The 16,471-nt window shown below is 72.8% G+C and carries 15 protein-coding genes; 8 read left to right on the top strand and 7 right to left on the bottom strand.

Annotated elements, in window-relative coordinates; translation table 11 throughout:
• The first annotated feature begins 316 nt into the window (after positions 1-316).
• Together MXD59_RS12120 and MXD59_RS12115 are read left to right on the top strand one after the other, a co-directional pair.
• A complete protein-coding gene (locus tag MXD59_RS12120) occupies positions 317-535 on the top strand; it encodes a helix-turn-helix domain-containing protein (protein ID WP_248815464.1) in 219 nt (72 codons plus the stop codon).
• A gap of 2 nt (positions 536-537) precedes the next feature.
• On the top strand, positions 538-1,365 hold the full coding sequence (locus MXD59_RS12115) for an enoyl-CoA hydratase/isomerase family protein (RefSeq protein ID WP_248824758.1): 828 nt from the start codon (positions 538-540) through the stop codon (positions 1,363-1,365).
• A 657-nt stretch (positions 1,366-2,022) separates the two neighbouring features.
• On the opposite strand, the gene MXD59_RS12110 is transcribed toward MXD59_RS12115, so the two are convergent.
• The gene (locus MXD59_RS12110) at positions 2,023-2,232 is read right to left on the bottom strand and encodes a hypothetical protein (protein ID WP_248824757.1); all 210 of its coding nucleotides are present in this window, start codon (positions 2,230-2,232) and stop codon (positions 2,023-2,025) included.
• 218 nt (positions 2,233-2,450) lie between these two features.
• Here MXD59_RS12110 and pyk point away from each other — a divergent pair, with 218 nt between their 5' ends.
• The gene (gene pyk, locus MXD59_RS12105; protein ID WP_248824756.1) at positions 2,451-3,866 is read left to right on the top strand and encodes a pyruvate kinase; all 1,416 of its coding nucleotides are present in this window, start codon (positions 2,451-2,453) and stop codon (positions 3,864-3,866) included.
• Between the two features lie 722 nt (positions 3,867-4,588).
• Here the strand turns inward: pyk and MXD59_RS12100 are convergent.
• The gene (locus MXD59_RS12100) at positions 4,589-4,816 is read right to left on the bottom strand and encodes a hypothetical protein (RefSeq protein ID WP_248824755.1); all 228 of its coding nucleotides are present in this window, start codon (positions 4,814-4,816) and stop codon (positions 4,589-4,591) included.
• A 767-nt stretch (positions 4,817-5,583) separates the two neighbouring features.
• On the opposite strand from MXD59_RS12100, the gene MXD59_RS12095 reads away from it, so the two are divergent.
• Entirely contained in the window at positions 5,584-6,792 is a 1,209-nt protein-coding gene (locus tag MXD59_RS12095) for a hypothetical protein (RefSeq protein ID WP_248824754.1), read from the top strand.
• A gap of 100 nt (positions 6,793-6,892) precedes the next feature.
• Entirely contained in the window at positions 6,893-7,720 is an 828-nt protein-coding gene (locus MXD59_RS12090) for a hypothetical protein (protein WP_248824753.1), read from the top strand.
• 230 nt (positions 7,721-7,950) lie between these two features.
• On the opposite strand, the gene MXD59_RS12085 is transcribed toward MXD59_RS12090, so the two are convergent.
• From MXD59_RS12085 to MXD59_RS12070, 4 genes are all read right to left on the bottom strand, one after another.
• Positions 7,951-8,616, bottom strand: a complete 666-nt coding sequence (locus tag MXD59_RS12085; RefSeq protein WP_248824752.1) for a response regulator — start codon at positions 8,614-8,616, stop codon at positions 7,951-7,953.
• Between the two features lie 234 nt (positions 8,617-8,850).
• Positions 8,851-10,050, bottom strand: a complete 1,200-nt coding sequence (locus tag MXD59_RS12080; RefSeq protein ID WP_248824751.1) for an aminotransferase class V-fold PLP-dependent enzyme — start codon at positions 10,048-10,050, stop codon at positions 8,851-8,853.
• A 30-nt stretch (positions 10,051-10,080) separates the two neighbouring features.
• Positions 10,081-11,364, bottom strand: coding sequence for an L-2-hydroxyglutarate dehydrogenase (lhgD, locus tag MXD59_RS12075; RefSeq protein WP_163549312.1), 1,284 nt, complete (start codon positions 11,362-11,364; stop codon positions 10,081-10,083).
• Between the two features lie 57 nt (positions 11,365-11,421).
• Complete coding sequence (locus tag MXD59_RS12070) at positions 11,422-13,323, bottom strand: glycoside hydrolase family 15 protein (RefSeq protein ID WP_163549316.1); 1,902 nt, start codon at positions 13,321-13,323, stop codon at positions 11,422-11,424.
• Positions 13,324-13,502: 179 nt separating this feature from the next.
• Here MXD59_RS12070 and MXD59_RS12065 point away from each other — a divergent pair, with 179 nt between their 5' ends.
• The gene (locus MXD59_RS12065; protein WP_248824750.1) at positions 13,503-13,901 is read left to right on the top strand and encodes a hypothetical protein; all 399 of its coding nucleotides are present in this window, start codon (positions 13,503-13,505) and stop codon (positions 13,899-13,901) included.
• Here the strand turns inward: MXD59_RS12065 and MXD59_RS12060 are convergent.
• Positions 13,867-14,418: a PGPGW domain-containing protein gene (locus tag MXD59_RS12060; protein ID WP_248824749.1), complete on the bottom strand. Its 552-nt coding sequence runs from the start codon at positions 14,416-14,418 to the stop codon at positions 13,867-13,869. The genes MXD59_RS12065 and MXD59_RS12060 overlap by 35 nt on opposite strands.
• A 358-nt stretch (positions 14,419-14,776) precedes the next feature.
• On the opposite strand from MXD59_RS12060, the gene MXD59_RS12055 reads away from it, so the two are divergent.
• On the top strand, positions 14,777-15,262 hold the full coding sequence (locus MXD59_RS12055) for a cation:proton antiporter regulatory subunit (RefSeq protein WP_248815454.1): 486 nt from the start codon (positions 14,777-14,779) through the stop codon (positions 15,260-15,262).
• 19 nt (positions 15,263-15,281) lie between these two features.
• Positions 15,282-16,466 carry a cation:proton antiporter gene (locus tag MXD59_RS12050; RefSeq protein ID WP_248824748.1) on the top strand — a complete coding sequence of 395 codons (1,185 nt, stop codon included), beginning with the start codon at positions 15,282-15,284 and terminating at the stop codon, positions 16,464-16,466.
• The last annotated feature ends 5 nt before the right edge of the window (positions 16,467-16,471 follow it).

Raw genomic sequence — 16,471 nt, 5'->3', positions numbered from 1 at the left:
CGCGTCGTTGGAAGATCGCTCCGAGTCCTGTGGCGATGTTCGTGCGACGCGCCGTTGCCGCTGTTAGGTCGGGCGCGGGGGATTGGGGACACTGGTCCCCGTGCATGGTCCCGTGCTCGTCGGCGGTGTGCCGGCACGTGCATGGGTGGGTATGCCCTGAGCCATGGCCGGCGGGGAACAAGTGGAGGAAGCGGTGCTTCGGGGCGGTCACGCTGCGAAGCAGCGCGTGTGATGGATCACATCTGCTTCGAGTGGCGCGTTTGCTCGAGCTGAGTGAAGATCGGTTCGCAGATCATCGAGCACGGAGGGGGCCACGTTGGCCGAGCTTAGGAAAGGAACCCGGATCACCGGCGCCGAGCGTGACAAGCTGGCTGCCGAGCTTCGGAAGAAGTACGAAGGAGGGCAGAGCATCCGTCTGCTTGCCGAGTCCTCTGGCCGTTCGTACGGGTTTGTCCACCGGATCCTTTCGGAGTCCGGTACCACCCTGCGCGGCCGTGGCGGTGCGACCCGGGGCACCAAGAAGAAAACTCCCTGACCATGACGGTGCCGGCCGCCGCCGCACCGGCGGCGGCCGGGCTTCGGGTCGACGTACTCGGCCCGGTCGTCCGGATCCGGCTCCAGGGCCGGGCCCACCCCGACCAGCTGGGAGTTGCCGGCTTCACTCTGAGTGAGGCCTTACGACGGTTGACGGGTGACATCCGCATCGCCGTCGTAGTGATCGACGCACCAGCCGCGGCCGTCGCCGCGGCGTCCGAAGCCCCCACACCCGGGCATCGGACGTCCACACAGTCGACGCCCACACAGTCGACGTCCGATCAGCCGCCCGCCGATCAGCCGCCAGGCGATCAGCTCGGGTTGGACGGTCTGCTCGGGTGGCGACGGGCGTTGGAGCGGCTCGCGAGCGCTCCCGATCTGATCAGCGTCGCCGCGCTCTCCGGCTGGACCGGGGATGTGGGCGCGTCCCTGGCAGCATCCTGCGACCTGCGAATCCTCACCGCCCAGGCGGGCCTGCGCCTGGAATGGGCGACCCGGTGGGGGCTCCTTCCCGCCGCCGGAGCTCTGACCGATCTCGCCCGTCTCACGGGCCCGGCCGTGGCACTCGACCTGAGCCTGACCGGACGTCCTCTCGGCGCCGCGGAGGCCCTGCGGATCGGGCTGGCCCAACGGGTGGTGCCCGCGCCGCGTCTCGACGCGGAACTGGCCGCCGTCGAAGCGGCGCTGCTCGCCGTCCCACCTGAAACCGCGGCCGAGATCAAGGCGCTGCTGCGGCCCCGCGGGTCGGCCACGGTGAATCGATCCCTCGGCCCGGAACTCCAGGCCTGGCAGCGTCTGCTGGGCGCGTCGGACGACCTCGCCGCCGGCTGAGCGACGACCCGCGGGTCGTCGGACTTCGGCCGTAATACCAGCGTGTCCTGGTGGTCCGGTCGGCGTTCACCCACGTTCATCCACGCGTTGTCATGCTGAACGGGCGGATGCACCCGCACAATGACCGCGTACTTCGCCTGTCCGGACGCGTCGCTGATGCGACGGTGGGGTCTCCCGGGTGAGAAGAGGGGATTTTTCGCCGTCGAGCGGGGCGGGTGCGTGACATTGGTGTTTCGTCGGCCGGGTATGGCCGAATCTTCTTCGTCTGGTCCGGTCTGGACAACGCGTTCGCCACCACGGTGGTGTAGGGCTTTGGCGCCCACGAACCCGCCGGACGGCGTGCGGCCGCACGGGCGCGCTTCCGGACCGACCTGGCACGGCCGTGTCGCTGCGCGGGGCGCCGTGAGCAAGGTCTCGGACCGGTGTTGATGCCGGGTCGGGCCCGCCCCGTACCTGGTCACGGCGTGACCGGCGTCTCCGCGTGAGCCGTGGGAGAAGCATGGAGGCGACGCGGGGACCCCCGGACGGCATGGCCGGATGTGACCCCAGCCATGCTCGCCGGCGAGCTGGGGTGGTGCGAAGGTGGCGATCCGCGGCGCACGGTGTTTCGTGGTCGCGCGCCGGGCGAGACCCCCTGGTGAGCGGACCGCGGTCCGGCTACGCCCCGCCGTGCCCGCTGGCCACGACACCGTCCGCGAGGGCGCCCGCGGTGACCGAGGCGCCGGTCGTGGCCGGGCTGCCGGGCGTACCGGGGCCGGTGGCGGCGCTGAGTGTCGCGGCCGCGCCCGCGGCGCCCGGGTCGGGCTCGGCGAGCGCGATGTCGATGTCGCCGGAGGGCTGGCGGTGAATGGCGGGATTTCGATTCATGCCGGACTCCGGGTGCTCGACGGCGTCTCGAAGATGTGTCCTGTATGGTGCGTCACCGGACACGCGTCGCTTGGGCGACGATACGGACGGTACGCCCTTGGGCGGCCACACGCAGCCTGTACCTGATTGACCTGATGTGACTACTGCTTGGTGCGCCACCTGCCGCCTCCGACGGCCCCCGCGCGCAATGACCGACGATCATTACTTAGGCTTTGTGTGTGCCTCGTAGAGCCAAGATTGTCTGTACCCTCGGCCCGGCAACCAGCTCGCCGGAGAACGTCCGGGCCCTCATCGACGCGGGAATGGACATCGCCCGCCTGAACTTCTCCCATGGAACGCACGAACAGCACGCCGCGGTCTACGCCCGGGTGCGCGAGGCGGCGGAGGCCGCCGGGCGCAACGTCGGCATCCTCGCCGACCTCCAGGGCCCGAAGATCCGGCTGGGCACCTTCGCCGACGGCAAGGTCACCCTCACCCCCGGTCAGCGGTTCACCATCACCGTGCGCGACGTGCCCGGCGACGCCGAGCAGGTCGGCACGACCTACTCCGACCTACCGGCGGACGTCTCCGCCGGTGACCGCATCCTCGTGGATGACGGCCGGCTCGTCCTGCAGATCGAGGGCGTCACCGAGACCGACGTCCACACCATCGTGATCATTGGTGGCCCGGTCAGCAACCACAAGGGGATGAACATCCCCGGCGCCGCCCTGACGGTGCCCGCGATGAGCGACAAGGACGGCGAGGACCTGCGGTTCGCCCTCCAGCTCGGGGTCGACATGATCGCGCTGTCGTTCGTGCGCAGCGCCGCCGACATCAAGTCCGTCCATGCGATCATGGACGAGGTCGGTATCCGCCTCCCCGTCCACGCCAAGATCGAGAAGCCGCAGGCGGTCGAGGCCCTCGACGGCATCATCGAGGCCTTCGACGGCCTGATGATCGCCCGTGGTGACCTCGGCGTCGAACTGCCCCTCGAGGACGTCCCGCTGGTGCAGAAGCGGGCCGTCAGCCAGGCGCGGGAGCGGGCCAAGCCCGTCATCGTCGCCACCCAGGTGCTCGAGTCGATGGTCAGCGCGCCGCGGCCGACCCGTGCCGAGGCCAGCGACTGCGCCAACGCCGTCCTCGACGGCGCCGACGCGATCATGCTGTCCGCGGAGACCAGCGTCGGGGCCTACCCGATCGAGTCGGTCGCCACGATGGCGCGGATCATCGAGACCGCCGAGGCGGACCTGGGGCGCATCCCGCTGCTGCGCACCGAGCCGCGCACGCTCGGAGGGGCGCTCGCCCAGGCGGCCACGTCCGTCGGCAACGCCGTCGGCGCGCGGTACCTCGTCGCGCACACCCTGTCGGGGGACACCGCCCGCCGGCTCGCCCGCTACCGCAGCGAGGTCCCGGTCCTCGCCTTCACCCCCATCCCCGCCGTGCGCAACCAGATGGCGCTGTTCTGGGGAGTGGAGACCTTCGTGGTTCCGTTCGCCGAGAACACCGACGAGATGGTCCGCCAGGTGGACACCGCGCTGCTCCAGGTCGGCCGCTGCCGGCCGGGTGAGCTCGTCGTCGTCGTCGCCGGCACCCCGCCGGGCGTGGCCGGGATGACCAACACGATGCGCGTGCACCGGATCGGTGAGGTGATCTGACGGGTGCCCTGACCCGATACACCCGTTCCGTCCCCCGTCGGGCGGCTGTCATGATGTGACCTGTCGCATCCGCTGCCTGAGCCGGTGTTCCGCCCGCGGCGGATCGCGCCCCGCGGGGATTGGTGGCGTCCCCCGTTGGGAGGGGACGCCACACGCCAGGTGGACATCAGGGAGTGGTCGGATGGTGGCACAGGGGTCGGAACCGGACGCTCAGCAGTCGACCGAGCGGTCGACACCGGCCGCGGGCGGCAGCGGGGGTGGCGGATCGCCCAGCCCCCGCTCCGGCCAGGACGCGCGACCGACCCCGGCAGGACCGCCCGAGTCGCGGCCCGCCGAGCCACGGCAGGCGCAACGGCGCCCGGGCCAGTCACCGCCGGCCCAACCACAGCCGGTCGGCTCCCCGCCGGTCCGCTCCCAGCCGGTTCAGCCACGATCGGGCGAGCCGCCGCGGTCCCGGGGCGTACCGCCCCGCGTCGCGGCGCCACGCTCGACCCCACCGCCTGCTCCCGCTCCGCCGTCGCCGACCAGGTCGTCGCCCGCGCCCGCGGCATCCACACCGGCACCGACCGGGACGCCTGGGACGGCACGCGCCGCGGGGGCGGCCGCCGCCGGGACACCCCACCGGGGAACGCCAGGATCAGCCGACCCGCGCCAGCAGGCGTCGGCTGGTCCAGCGGCAGCACCGCCTCCCGCAGCGGCATCGTCCCGCGCAGCGCCGCCGGCTAGGTCAGCACCGCCGGCTCGGTCAGCGGCGCCTGCCAGACCGGTAGGACCTGCCCGGTCAGCGGCATCGTCCGCGGCACCCATCCCGTCCGCGGCGCCCCCGCCGCCAGCAGCACCCCCCGCACCGGCAACATCTTCGGCGCCAGCGCCCTCGTCGGCGTCAGCATCATCCCCACCAGCGGCGCCATCCCGACCAGCGGCGTCCTCGTCGCCGCCAGCGGCGCCATCCTCGGCGCCGGTCGGCTCGCCGCGGCAGGGTAGCCCTCCGCCGTCGCGGAGCCCGGTGCAGCCGGCCGCGGCCGGTTCGGCTGGGGCCGCGGTGAAGGGAGCGGATCGGGCCTCCGACTCCGCGAGCTCGACACCGCCGCGGGCGAGCGCGGGAGACTCCCGCTCCATAGAACAGCGCGGTATGCCGATCCGCTCGCAGCCCGCTGGTAGTGCGGCCTCCGCGGGCTCCGGAACCCCGTCGCTGCGCATCCGTCCGGCCGCGGCCGCCCCCGGGCAGGCGTCCTCACCGGTGTCGCCCGCGGCGCGGGCCACGCCTGGAAGCCCCGCCTCTGCGCCGCCACCCGCTTCCGCCAACCGGCCACCCCCTTCTGCCAACCGCCTGGCCGCACCGGCGATGCCGGGCTCCGCGGGCAGATCCGCTTCGTCAGGCGCACCTGCCGCACGGGCCACACCGTCCGGCTTCGCGTCGGCGTTGGCCGGGTCCGTCTCGCCCGCGACGCCGGCGTCGGCTGGTAGTTCACCGAGCCCGGCGCCGCCGACGGGTCGTTCCGTCCCGGGGACACCCGGTTCCGCGGAACCGCCCCCCGCGTCGTCGGGACATCCCGCGTCGTCGGCGCACCCCGGGGAGGCGGTGCAGCCGGGGGGGCGGGCGGTTCCCGGTCGGGATGCTCCTGTCGCACCCGGTACCGCGCGGCCGGACACCGGGTCGGCGCCGGCCGCCACGGGGACGTCAGCCGTCACGGGGACGCGGGCCGTCAACACCAGGGTGGACGAGCGGAGCCGGGCACGGCCCGTCTGGTTCGATCATGACGTCTCGTTGCCCGGCACCACGCCGGCCAGTGCGCTGGCCGGGCCCGCGTCGCCAGGGCAGCGTCCCGGCGGCGAGCAGTCACAGGTCGACTGGTTCGGCGCGCGCCCGGCGGAGGCCCCCCAGGCCGCCCCGAGCGGCCCCGCGGTCGCCGACCAGCAGACGGTCAGCCACCGGCGGACCGAACAGCCGTCGCTGGACCCGCCGACCATGCAGGTGGCGCTACGCCGGGAGCCGGCGCCGGCGCCGGCCGCGGACGCCCCTTCGACGTCGGCGCTGCGATCCGCGGAGCCCGTCCGGTCAGTGGAGACCACCCTGGCCTCGCCTGTGGCCGATTCCCGGAGCCCGGCCCGGGAAGCGGCTCGGATGCTCGCCCGCGAGCCTCGCTCGGACACCGCGCAGCCCGCCGGTGGCGCGGATCCCGCCGAGGGGCGGCGACCATCCAGTTCGGCTCGGGACCACCGGGAGACAGCTCGTGACCGGGACGGGGCCCGCGACCAGGACGGGGCCCGCGACCGAGATGGGGCGCGCGACCGAGATGGGGCTCGCGACCGAGACGGTGCGCGCGCGCCGCGGCCCGCCGGCTCGACGGCGACAGCGACGGTGACGGTGCCCGAGCCGGCGGCGAAGTCGGTTCCGGCCACGGCGCCCGAGCCGGTGGCGACCGTCGCGGAGCCCGCGTCGGCGGTGTCGACGCCGGTGCGGGTTCGGCCGGTGGCGGCGTTGGCGGTGCTGGTGGGGGCGATCGGTGCGGGCGCCGGCAGCGTGATGCCGTGGAGTTCGCTGTCCGACGGTGAGCAGGTCCGCCAGTTCAGCGGGGTCGAGGTGGGCGACGGCCGGGTCGTGCTGGTGCTGGCCGTGGCACTGGCCGCGGTGGCGCTCTCCCGGCTGGCCTACCGGCCGTTCGGCGCTGGCCGGGTCGACATCGTGTTCGTCCGGCTGAGCGCGGTGGCGATCGTGGTGCTGACCGGCCTGGACCGGATGTACGGGCCGCCGACGCTGGCGTCCTTCCGGGCGGTCTCGGCCGATGCGATCATCATCGCCCCGCACAGCGGCCTCACGCTCGCCCTGGTGTCGGGGGTCCTGGCGCTGGCCGGTAGCGCGGCGCTGCAGGTTCGTCCCCCGGGACGGACCGGGGCGGACGGCGGGAAGTCCGCCCGTTCGTGACGAGCCGGGCCCGTGCCGGTGCGATCGTCGGCGCGGCGTGGTACTACCGTCAGGGGCGGTCGCGAGGCTCCCCGTCGGCGTCGTCGGACGGTGGTGGGTGGTGACCGATCAGCCGCGTAGCCCCTGGGCACGCCCCACGGCGCCCGCGCACATCGACCAGCCCGGGCGTCCAGCGTCGGTGGCCGATACACCCGAGGGCGGTGGGGATCGCGCAGCCCAGGTGGCGGCGGACCTACGCGCATGGCGAGCCAGGGCCGCGGCGACCGCCAATCCGGTCTGGGCGCGTGACGGCGCGGCCGAGACACGTGGGCCCGACTGGGTGAACGTGGCGACTCCGCTGATCGCGGCCCCCTGGGAGCTGCCCACCACCGGGGAGGATGGCTCCGGCGCGCCGCCGGCGGCCACCGAACGGCTTGGCGAGACCCGGCCGGCCGCGCGCCGTCGGGGCCTGCTGGCTGGGCCGGTGGCGATGGGGGCCGGTCTGGGGGTGATCGTCGCGTCCGGGATGAGCTGGGCGACGGTGCGGGCCTACGGGTTCATCGAGTTCTCGCTGCGGGGCACCGATCCGGGCCAGCATGGGCGGCTGACCGTCCTCCTCGGGATTCTCGCCGTGCTCGCGGGGCTGCTGCTCACCGGCCGCCGCGCGCAGTGGGGTCGGCTGCTGGCCAGTGTGGCGGGGCTGATGGTGGCCGTCACGGCGATCATCGACCTGACCCGGTTGGGCGGGTCCGGTCCGTTCGAGGACTCCGGGTTGGACGCGAGTGTCACCGTCGGGCCCGGGGTGTGGCTGGTGTTGGTCTGTGGGCTGCTGGTGTCCGCCGCGGGTATCGCCAAGCCCCGCGCGTACCGGAGAAGACCCCCATCAGGGGGACTCCCGGGAGCGGGAATGTGGGGTCATGACAGCAACCATGACCATCAGGCACGATAAACGAGGTCAAGGGCGCACGGGGGGAACGGCCGGGCGCGGTCGGGGGACACGCCGGGTTCGTTCAGCCTTTGACCCCAACACGCGCCCTCCCGTTCTGCGGGAGGTAGCGCGCGGGCGCGTACCGGGCACGGGGATCCGGTATGCGTCAGCCGATGGGCGCTGGCATGGGGGTGCCAGCGCCCATTCGACTTTCTGTCGCCCTGTCGGGCGACGGCCGGCCGGGGCGGCGGTCAGTCCTGGTCGAGGTGGCCGTCCTCGATGGCGCGCTTGCGAAGGTCAATCTTGGTTCCGGCGTCTCGGCCCACGCGGCGGTACTTCTGGCGCACCCGGTCGATGTACTGCTTGGCGGTCTCCGCGGAGACCCCCATCCGGCGGGCGACGGTCTTGAGCGGCATACCGGTCGCGTACAGCCGCAGCGCCTCGGCCTCCTTGGGCGACAGCGCCGGGCGGTCCGGTGAGTCGTCGGTGAGCAGCAGGAACGCCAGCTGCGGGGAGACCCATCCACTACCCGAGGCCGCGGCCCGGATCGCCGTGGCCAGCCCCTGGACGTCATCGGTCTTCGGGACATAGCCGCAGGCGCCCGCGTGCATCGCCGAGCGCACGGTCGCCGCGGTGGCCGCGGCGCTGAACACGATGACCGCACGCTCGCCGGTCAGCAGCCGGCGGATGTTGTCCGGAGGTCGGGTGCCATCACCCAGATCAAGGTCGAGCAGGATGACCTGGGCCCGCGCGCCCGGCCCGTCCAGCAGGGCGTTGATGGACGGGGCCGTGCCGACGAGGTCGAGTCCCTCGACACCCTGGAGCAGATCGGCGAGTCCGTGCAGCACGATCGGGTGATCGTCTACCGCGGCAATGGTGATGGTGTCAGCAACTGGCGTGCCGTCCTCTGAGCTCATGCTGATCCAGTCGATCATCCCGGCCGAGCGACCGGACGGCGGACCCGCCACCGGCAGCTTTGGGCGTCTGTGCCCGCAGGGTGGGAACGTGGGGGCGCTCCCGCGTTGCGCGGACGGTCGGGGCCCATCCGTGCAACGCCCACTATTTCAGCAGATCCCTACCGGACGTCACCTGTCGGTACGCGTTTGCGTAACGGGATCGAAGTGCTCCCCCGCGGCGCGTTCGGCGGGAACTCAGGCGACGAGGGCGGCCAGGGCCTCGGCCAGACGCTCGAAGTCGCTCGCGGTGTTGTAGCTGTGGGCGCTGGCACGCAGCAGTGGGCCCCGCAGCTCACGCGCGCGGACCGTGGGAATGGCGCTGGTGAGCACGCCGTGTTCGCGCAACAGCCGGTCGCGCACGGCGAACGGGTCCAGGCCCGGCGGTGGCCGCAGCGTGATGATGGCGCTGGCGGTGTCGGCCGGCTCACGGACCTGGAAGCCGCCGGCGCCGGCCAGAATCCGCCGACCCTGCGCGGCCAGCGCCGCCACCCGCGCGAACACCTGGTGCGGTCCGGCGTCGACGAGGTCGGCGAGCGCCGCCGCGAGGCCGATGTGGGCCGTCACCGACGCCTCGCCGACGCTGATCCGCGCGATGCCGGGCAGCGGACGTGGTGCCGTGCCGGCCACGCTCTCGGCGCTGTACAGGCTGGGCACGCCGATACCGAGCCGGTCGGCCAACCCCGGGCGCAACGCGATGAAACCGGCTCCCCGCGGGCCGCGCAGCCATTTACGGGACGTCCCGACATACGCGTCGGCTCCGATGCCGGTGGTGTCGAGCTGACCGGCGGACTGGGCGACGTCGACGACGAGCCCCACCCCGGCCGCGGCGCACCGCCGGCCCAGCGCGGCGGCCGGCTGCACGATTCCCCGCTGGCTGGGTACCTGCGGGAAGACGACCAGGTCGAGATGCTCAAGCCCGCCGCCACCGCCACCGCCACCGCCGCCACCGACGCCGCGCCCGCCCGCGGTGGCGGCGGGCAGGCCGTCACGGTCGAGGGCGTCGAGGTCGATGATGCCGTCCGCGTCCACCGGCAGGTCGTGCAGGGTGGCGCCGATCCGGGCGGCGAGCGAGGCCAGCAGCAGCTGGTTGGAGCCGTACTCGCTGGGCACCACCCCGATCCGCGCGCCGGCGCGCAACGGCCAGGCGTGCAGCAGCGTGGCGAACGCGTCGCTGGCACTGTGCCCGAACACCACATCCTCGGCCCGCGGGCCAGGACCGAGCAGGTCGGCGAGGGTCGCCCGGGCGGTCCGCAGGACGTCCCCGGCCGCGGCCTGCGCGGTGTACGCCCCCAGCCGGCCCTCCTCGGCCAGAAACGCCGTCTGCGCGGCGACGCTCGCCGGGCTCATCCGCGCCGCCCCGGCCGCATCCAGATGGACGACCTGTCCGCCGGTCACCGCGAACCGCCGATCACCGCGAACCGCCGGTCAGCTGGCGTGGTCCGGGACGACCTTGGCGACGATGTGTTCGGCGATCGCCAGGGAGGCGGTGGCACCGGGCGACGGGGCGTTGCGCACATGGACGACCCGGTCGGTGTGGGCGAGCACGAAGTCGTCGACGAGGCTGCCGTCGCGGGCGACCGCCTGGGCCCGCACCCCGGCCGGGCCGCGCACGACGTCGTCGCTGCGCAGATCGGGGACGTAGCGGCGGGCCTCGGCGACGAACGCCCGCTTGCTGACGGTGTGCAGGACCTCCTTCGCCCCGGTCTTCCAGTGGGTGCGGGCCATCTTGTGGAAGCCGGGCCAGCCCAGGGTGCGACGCAGGTCGGCGGCGTTGAGCGTGGCCACGGTGTAGCCCTCGCGGGCGGTGGCGAGCACCGCGTTCGGGCCGACGAGGACCTCACCGTCGATGCGCTTGGTCAGGTGGATGCCCAGGAACGGGTAGCGCGGGTCCGGCACCGGGTAGATCAGGCCGCGGACCAGGTCGCGGCGCTGCGGGCGCAGCAGCCAGTAGTCGCCGCGAAACGGGACGATCTGCGGCGACGGGTCCTCGCCGGTCAGCGTCGCGACCAGATCGGACTGCAGGCCCGCGCAGGTGACAAGCAGGTCGAACGGGCCGATCCGCTCGGTGGCCTGCGACACCCGTCCGCTGTCGTGCGCGGCGGTCGCCCGGGTGCCGTTGGGCCGGGACCGGGCCGAGGCCCGCACCGTGAGGGTCAGGTGCACGCCGTCGGGCCGCTCGTCGACGCCGACCACCTCGGCGCCGGTGCGCACCGCCCCGCCCGCGGCGACGATCTCGGTGCGCAGCGCCCGCGCCACCCCGACGTAGTCGACGATCGCGGTGGTGGGGGAGTGCAGGGCGGCGACGCCGCGGGCGTGCGGTTCGATCGCGCGCAGGCCGGCGGCGTCCAGCATCCGTGTGCCCGGCACACCGTTGGCCGCCGCGCGCCGCTCGATCTCGGCGAGCCGCTCGAGTTCGCTGTCGTCCACCGCGACGACGATCTTTCCGCACTCGGAGTAACGGACATCGTGCGCCGCGCAGAACTCCCGCAGCAGACCGACGCCACGCCGGCACAGCGTCGCCTTCAGCGAACCGGGGACGTAGTACAGCCCGGCGTGCACGACACCGCTGTTGCGCCCGGTCTGGTGACGGGCGACATCCGGCTCCTTCTCGAACACGGTCACCGTGGCCTCGGGCTCGACCTGCCCGAGTCGCCGGGCGACCGCGAGCCCCAGAATGCCGCCACCGATCACCGCGATACGCCGCGTCACGCCTGTCCCCTCACCCTCACCTCACCCACACCCGACGCGCCGACGCTACCGTGACCGTCAGCCGAAGAAGTGGCCGGGCGGGTCGGCCCGGTCGGTGCGCGAACGCGGCACACCGCGCAGCGCGTCGGTGAGGGTGCGCGCGGTGTTGACCAGCGGCACATGGCTGAACGCCTGCGGGAAGTTGCCGGTCATCCGACCCAGCCGCGGGTCGTACTCCTCGGCGAGCAGACCCACGTCGTTGCGCAGCGACAGCAGCCGTTCGAACAGTTCCTGCGCCTCCTCCACGCGGCCCGACAACGCGTAGTTGTCGGCGAGCCAGAACGTACAGGCGAGGAACGCGCCCTCACCGGCGGGCAGACCGTCGACGGCACCGTCCTCGGCGGTCGGGTAGCGCAGCACGAACCCGTCCTCCATCAGTTCGCGTTCGATCGAGGCGACCGTGCCGACCACCCGCGGGTCGGTCGCCGGCAGGAAGCCGACCAGCGGCATGTAGAGCAGCGCCGCGTCCAGTTCCCGGGAGCCGTAGAACTGGGTGAACGTGCCGCGGTCGTGGTCGAAACCGCGGGCGCACACCTCGGTGTGGATCTCGTCGCGCAGCGCCGACCAGCGTTCGACCGGGCCGGGCAGCCCCGACTCGACGATGCCCCGCACCGCCCGGTCGGCGGCGACCCAGGCCATCACCTTGGAGTGCACGAAGTGCCGCCGTGGCCCGCGGACCTCCCAGATGCCCTCGTCGGTCTTGCGCCAGCCGGTCTCGAGGAAGTCCATCAGCTTGGTCTGCAACGGCCAGGAGTCGTCGCCGTGGGCGGGGGCGCCGCCGAGACCCGACAGCGGCGCACCGTCGACGCTGACCAGGCCGCTGACGCCGGGACGGCGCCCGGCGACGGCCACCCGGGCGACGTGCAGCGCGTCGAGGACCTCGCCGTAGACGTCGAGCTGGAACTGGTCGACGGCGGCGTTGCCGACCCGCACCGGCGAGGACTGCTCGTAGCCGGGCAGCCACGGCACCTCGTACTCGGGCAGTCGGCGCTCACCGGCGACGCCGTACATGATCTGCACCCGGGACGGGTCGCCGGCGACCGCGCGCAGCAGCCACTCCCGCCACGCGGTCGCCTCGCTGGTGAACCCGGCGTCGAGCAGGGCGAGCAGGGTGATCGTGGCGTCGCGCAGCCAGCAGTAGCGGTAGTCCCAGTTGCGCACCCCGCCGATGTGCTCGGGCAGCGAGGTGGTGACGGCGGCGACGATGCCACCGGTCGGCGCGTACGTCAGTGCCTTCAGCGTGATCAGCGAGCGGCGCACCGCGGGCTGCCACTGGCCGTCGTAGGTGCAGCCGGCCATCCAGTCCGACCACCACGCCTCGGTGAGGGTGATCATGCGGCGGACGTCCTGCGCCGGCGGGGTGGCCTGATGCGAGGGGGTCCAGGTCAGCGAGAACGGCACCGACTGGCCGGCGGCCACGCCGAACTCGGCGTAGGTGGCCATGTCGTGCCCCTCCATCGGGGCGGTGGTGCGCAGCGTGATGGCGTCGGGCCCGGCGACCGCGGCGATCGTGTGCTCGTCCACCCGGCGCACCCACGGCACGATCGAGCCATAGTCGAAGCGGAACCGGGTCTCCGAGCGCATCCGTACCGAACCCTCGAGGCACTCCACCAGACGCAGCACGGTGTGGCTGCCGGCGTGCGGGAACATCGCGTCCACGATGCGCACCGTGCCGGACGCCGTCGTCAGGTCGGTCTCCAGCACCAGGGTGTCGCCCCGGTAGCGGCGGCTGACCCCCAGCACCGGTTCGACCGGCGCGATCTGCCAGTGCCCGTGGTCAGGGTCGCCCAGCAGCGCCGAGAAGCAGGCCGGCGAGTCGAACCGTGGCAGGCACAGCCAGTCGATCGAACCATTGCGCGACACCAGCGCGGCCGAATGGGTGTCGCCTATCAGCGCGTAGTCCTCGATCAGGGATGGCACGGCCGGTTCCTCGCTCATGTGGGCGCGATCGGTGGGGCATGATCGACGGTGTGGGTGGCTGCACAAAGGCGTTCACCATACGAAGAGCGCCGGGCGGCTACGTTGGGGGTCTGGATTTCAGCGTGGTCCGGTCGTCATCCGGACCACATTTCTTTCCCCCGCGTGACAGGAATCACATCGTGGCCGTATCGTCGCCGAGCGCCGTCGGGCGCGTCTGGCAGTACGTGTGGGACCCGCAGCGTCGCCTGGCCGCGGTGGGTGTGGCCCTGGCCGCCATCGGCCTGATCGCGTTCGGGGTGTACGCGTCGGTGAGTGGCCCGCCGCCGTTGCAGGAGGCGGTGGTGTACTTCGACACCGACGCGACGAAGGCGCAGAAGGACGCCGTGCGCGCCGCCTGCCCCACCGTCGGCAAGGCCCGCCAGGAGCCGCCGGACCGCAACAACCTCGCGACCAGCCGCGTCTACCCGCTGCGCTACAACGTCAGCGAGGCCACCACCGAGGACCGGGCCAGCCTCTACGCCTGCATCTACCGCCAGCCCGGTGTCAGGGGTGTGAACCAGGAGACCCAGGGGCAGTAGCCGCCCCACCGGCCCGCTCCTGATGCCCGTCCTGCTCCTGTTGCCCGGTGTGCTCGGTGTGCTCGGCGTGCTCGCGGCGTTCGAGGAGCTCGGCCGGTGTGGGCTGACCGTGTTCGCGGGCCTGGTGGGCCTGCCACAGGCTGACGACCATCGTGGCGAGCACGACCAGGCCGCTGAAGATGATGCTGCCGCCCGTCCACGGCCCGGACGCGGGCAGGCCGTCGTCGAGGGCCCACCAGAGGCCCGCGGCGACCATCCCGAGGCCGAACAGGATCGTGAACACCGAGTACAGCGGCCGCCCGGCGGCCTGATCGGCGAGGTCGGCGGCCTTGGTGCGCGCCTGCTCGAAGCGGCTGCGCGCCCACTCGTACTCCAGGCTGAGGATGAAGAACCCCAGCGCGACCACGAGGAACCCCGGCCCGGGCAGCACGAGCATCGCGATGCCCACGCCGAGCACGGCCACACCCAGCACGGTCACGGCGATCCGGCGCAGCAGCCGGGCACTTCCGGAAAACACCTCGGGTGACTCCCTGTCGGACGGCGGACCGGACGGCCCGTCCTGGACCTACCAACGCAGGACGCCCCGCAATCGTGGCACTGATCTCGTCGCACCGCGCTGACCTGGGCCGTCCGCACCGCTGTCGGGTCAGGTGGGCAGCGTCCGATGCCACATGGGGGACAGCGCCGGACGATCCGCGCGAACTATGTGCGTGCGCCGGTCGTTGGCTAGGGTCACAGCCGGGCTGTGGCGGTGCCTGGCCGGGACGCCACACGCGTGCCCCCGGGCCGGAACGCGACCGGTCGGGGCACAGTCGGGTCATCCAGTCACCAGAACTCCCACGGCGGAGTGGGCGAGGACGTGCGAGAGGGTTGCTGTGGACATTGAGGAGACGGCGTTGCCTGGTATCGGGCTGCGCCACGACTTCCAGACTCGGGGCGGCCGGCGGGTGGGTGTGGTCTCCCATCATCATCATGGCCGCCGCGACATCGTTCTCTACGACGCGCAGGACAGCGACGCCGTGGGCGAGTGCGTCACACTGACCGCGGAGGAAAGCGACATCCTGTCCGAGCTGCTCGGGGCTCCGCGCTTCGTCGAGAAACTGGCCGACATCAGCAAGGTGTTCGCCGGGCTGGTCGGCGAACAGATCACCATCACCCCGGGTTCGCCGTTCGCCGGCCGGCTGCTCGGTGACACCCAGGCCCGTACCCGCACCGGCGCGTCCATCGTCGCCGTGGTGCGTGACCACATCGTGCAGGCGTCACCGCGACCGGACTTCCAGTTCGAGGCCGGGGACATCGTCGTGGTCGTCGGGACGCCGGAGAACACCGCGTCCGTCGCGACGTTGCTCCGAACCGGTTGACGGCGGACGGCCGCCGCGAGTGCACGCGACAACCACGATCTTCATCGAGCTCGGGGCAGTTCTGTTCTCCCTGGGCGTCCTGGGACATCTGGCCATCCGGGTCGGCATCTCACCGATCCCCCTCTACCTGCTCGGCGGGCTCACCGTCGGGCATGGTGGGGTCATCTCGCTCGGGGCGAGCGAGGAGTTCATCCAGATCGGCGCCGAGATCGGCGTCGTGCTGCTGCTGCTCACCCTCGGACTCGAGTACACCGCCAGTGAGCTGATCTCCGGGCTGCGCCAGGCGGCTCCCGCCGGGGTGCTGGACCTGGTCCTCAACGCGCTGCCCGGCGTCGTCGCGGCGTTCATCCTGGGCTGGGGGCCGACCGCCGCGGTCGTGATGGGCGGTGTCACCGCGATCTCGTCGTCCGGGATCATCGCGAAGGTCCTCGGCGACCTGGGTCGACTCGGTAACCGGGAGACGCCGGTGGTCCTGTCGGTCCTGGTACTCGAGGACCTGGCGATGGCCGTCTACCTGCCGGTGCTCACCGCGCTGCTGGCCCATCAGACGTTCGCCCGCGGCTCGCTGACCGTCGCGATCGCGCTCGGCCTGCTGGTCGCCGTGCTGTACCTGGCGGTGCGCCACAGCGACAAGGTGACCCGACTGGTCTTCGACCCGAAGGCCGACCGCAACGACGAGATCCTGCTGCTGCGGGTGCTCGGCTTCGCCCTGCTGGTCGCCGGACTGGCGCAGAGGATGCAGGTCTCCACCGCGGTGGGCGCGTTCCTGGTCGGTATCGCGCTGTCCGGCCCGATCGCCGAGGGCGCGGCGGAGGTGCTCAGCCCGCTGCGGGACCTGTTCGCGGCGGTGTTCTTCGTGTTCTTCGGCATGCAGACCGACCCCGAGTCGATCCCGTCGGCGCTGCTGGCCGGTTCGCTGCTGGCCGTCGCCGGCGTCACCACGAAGATGATCACCGGCTGGTGGGCGGCGCGACGCGCCGGGATCGCCACGATGGGCCGCTTCCGCGCCGGCGCGGCCCTGGTCGCCCGCGGTGAGTTCTCGATCGTCATCGCGGGCCTTGCCGTCGCCGCCGGCATCGAACCGAAACTGGGCCCGCTGGCCGCCTGCTATGTGCTGCTGATGGCGATTATCGGCCCGCTGGCCGCCCGGTTCGTCGAACCGGTCACCCGCGCCACCCGCAAACGCCTGCTCGCGCGTACCTGAGCCGC

It is taken from the genome of Frankia umida, assembly GCF_023242945.1.
Classification (GTDB): Bacteria; Actinomycetota; Actinomycetes; order Frankiales; family Frankiaceae; genus Frankia; species Frankia umida.
Note: the sequence above shows the minus strand (reverse complement) of the source record. Positions and strands in the feature narration are given on the sequence as shown.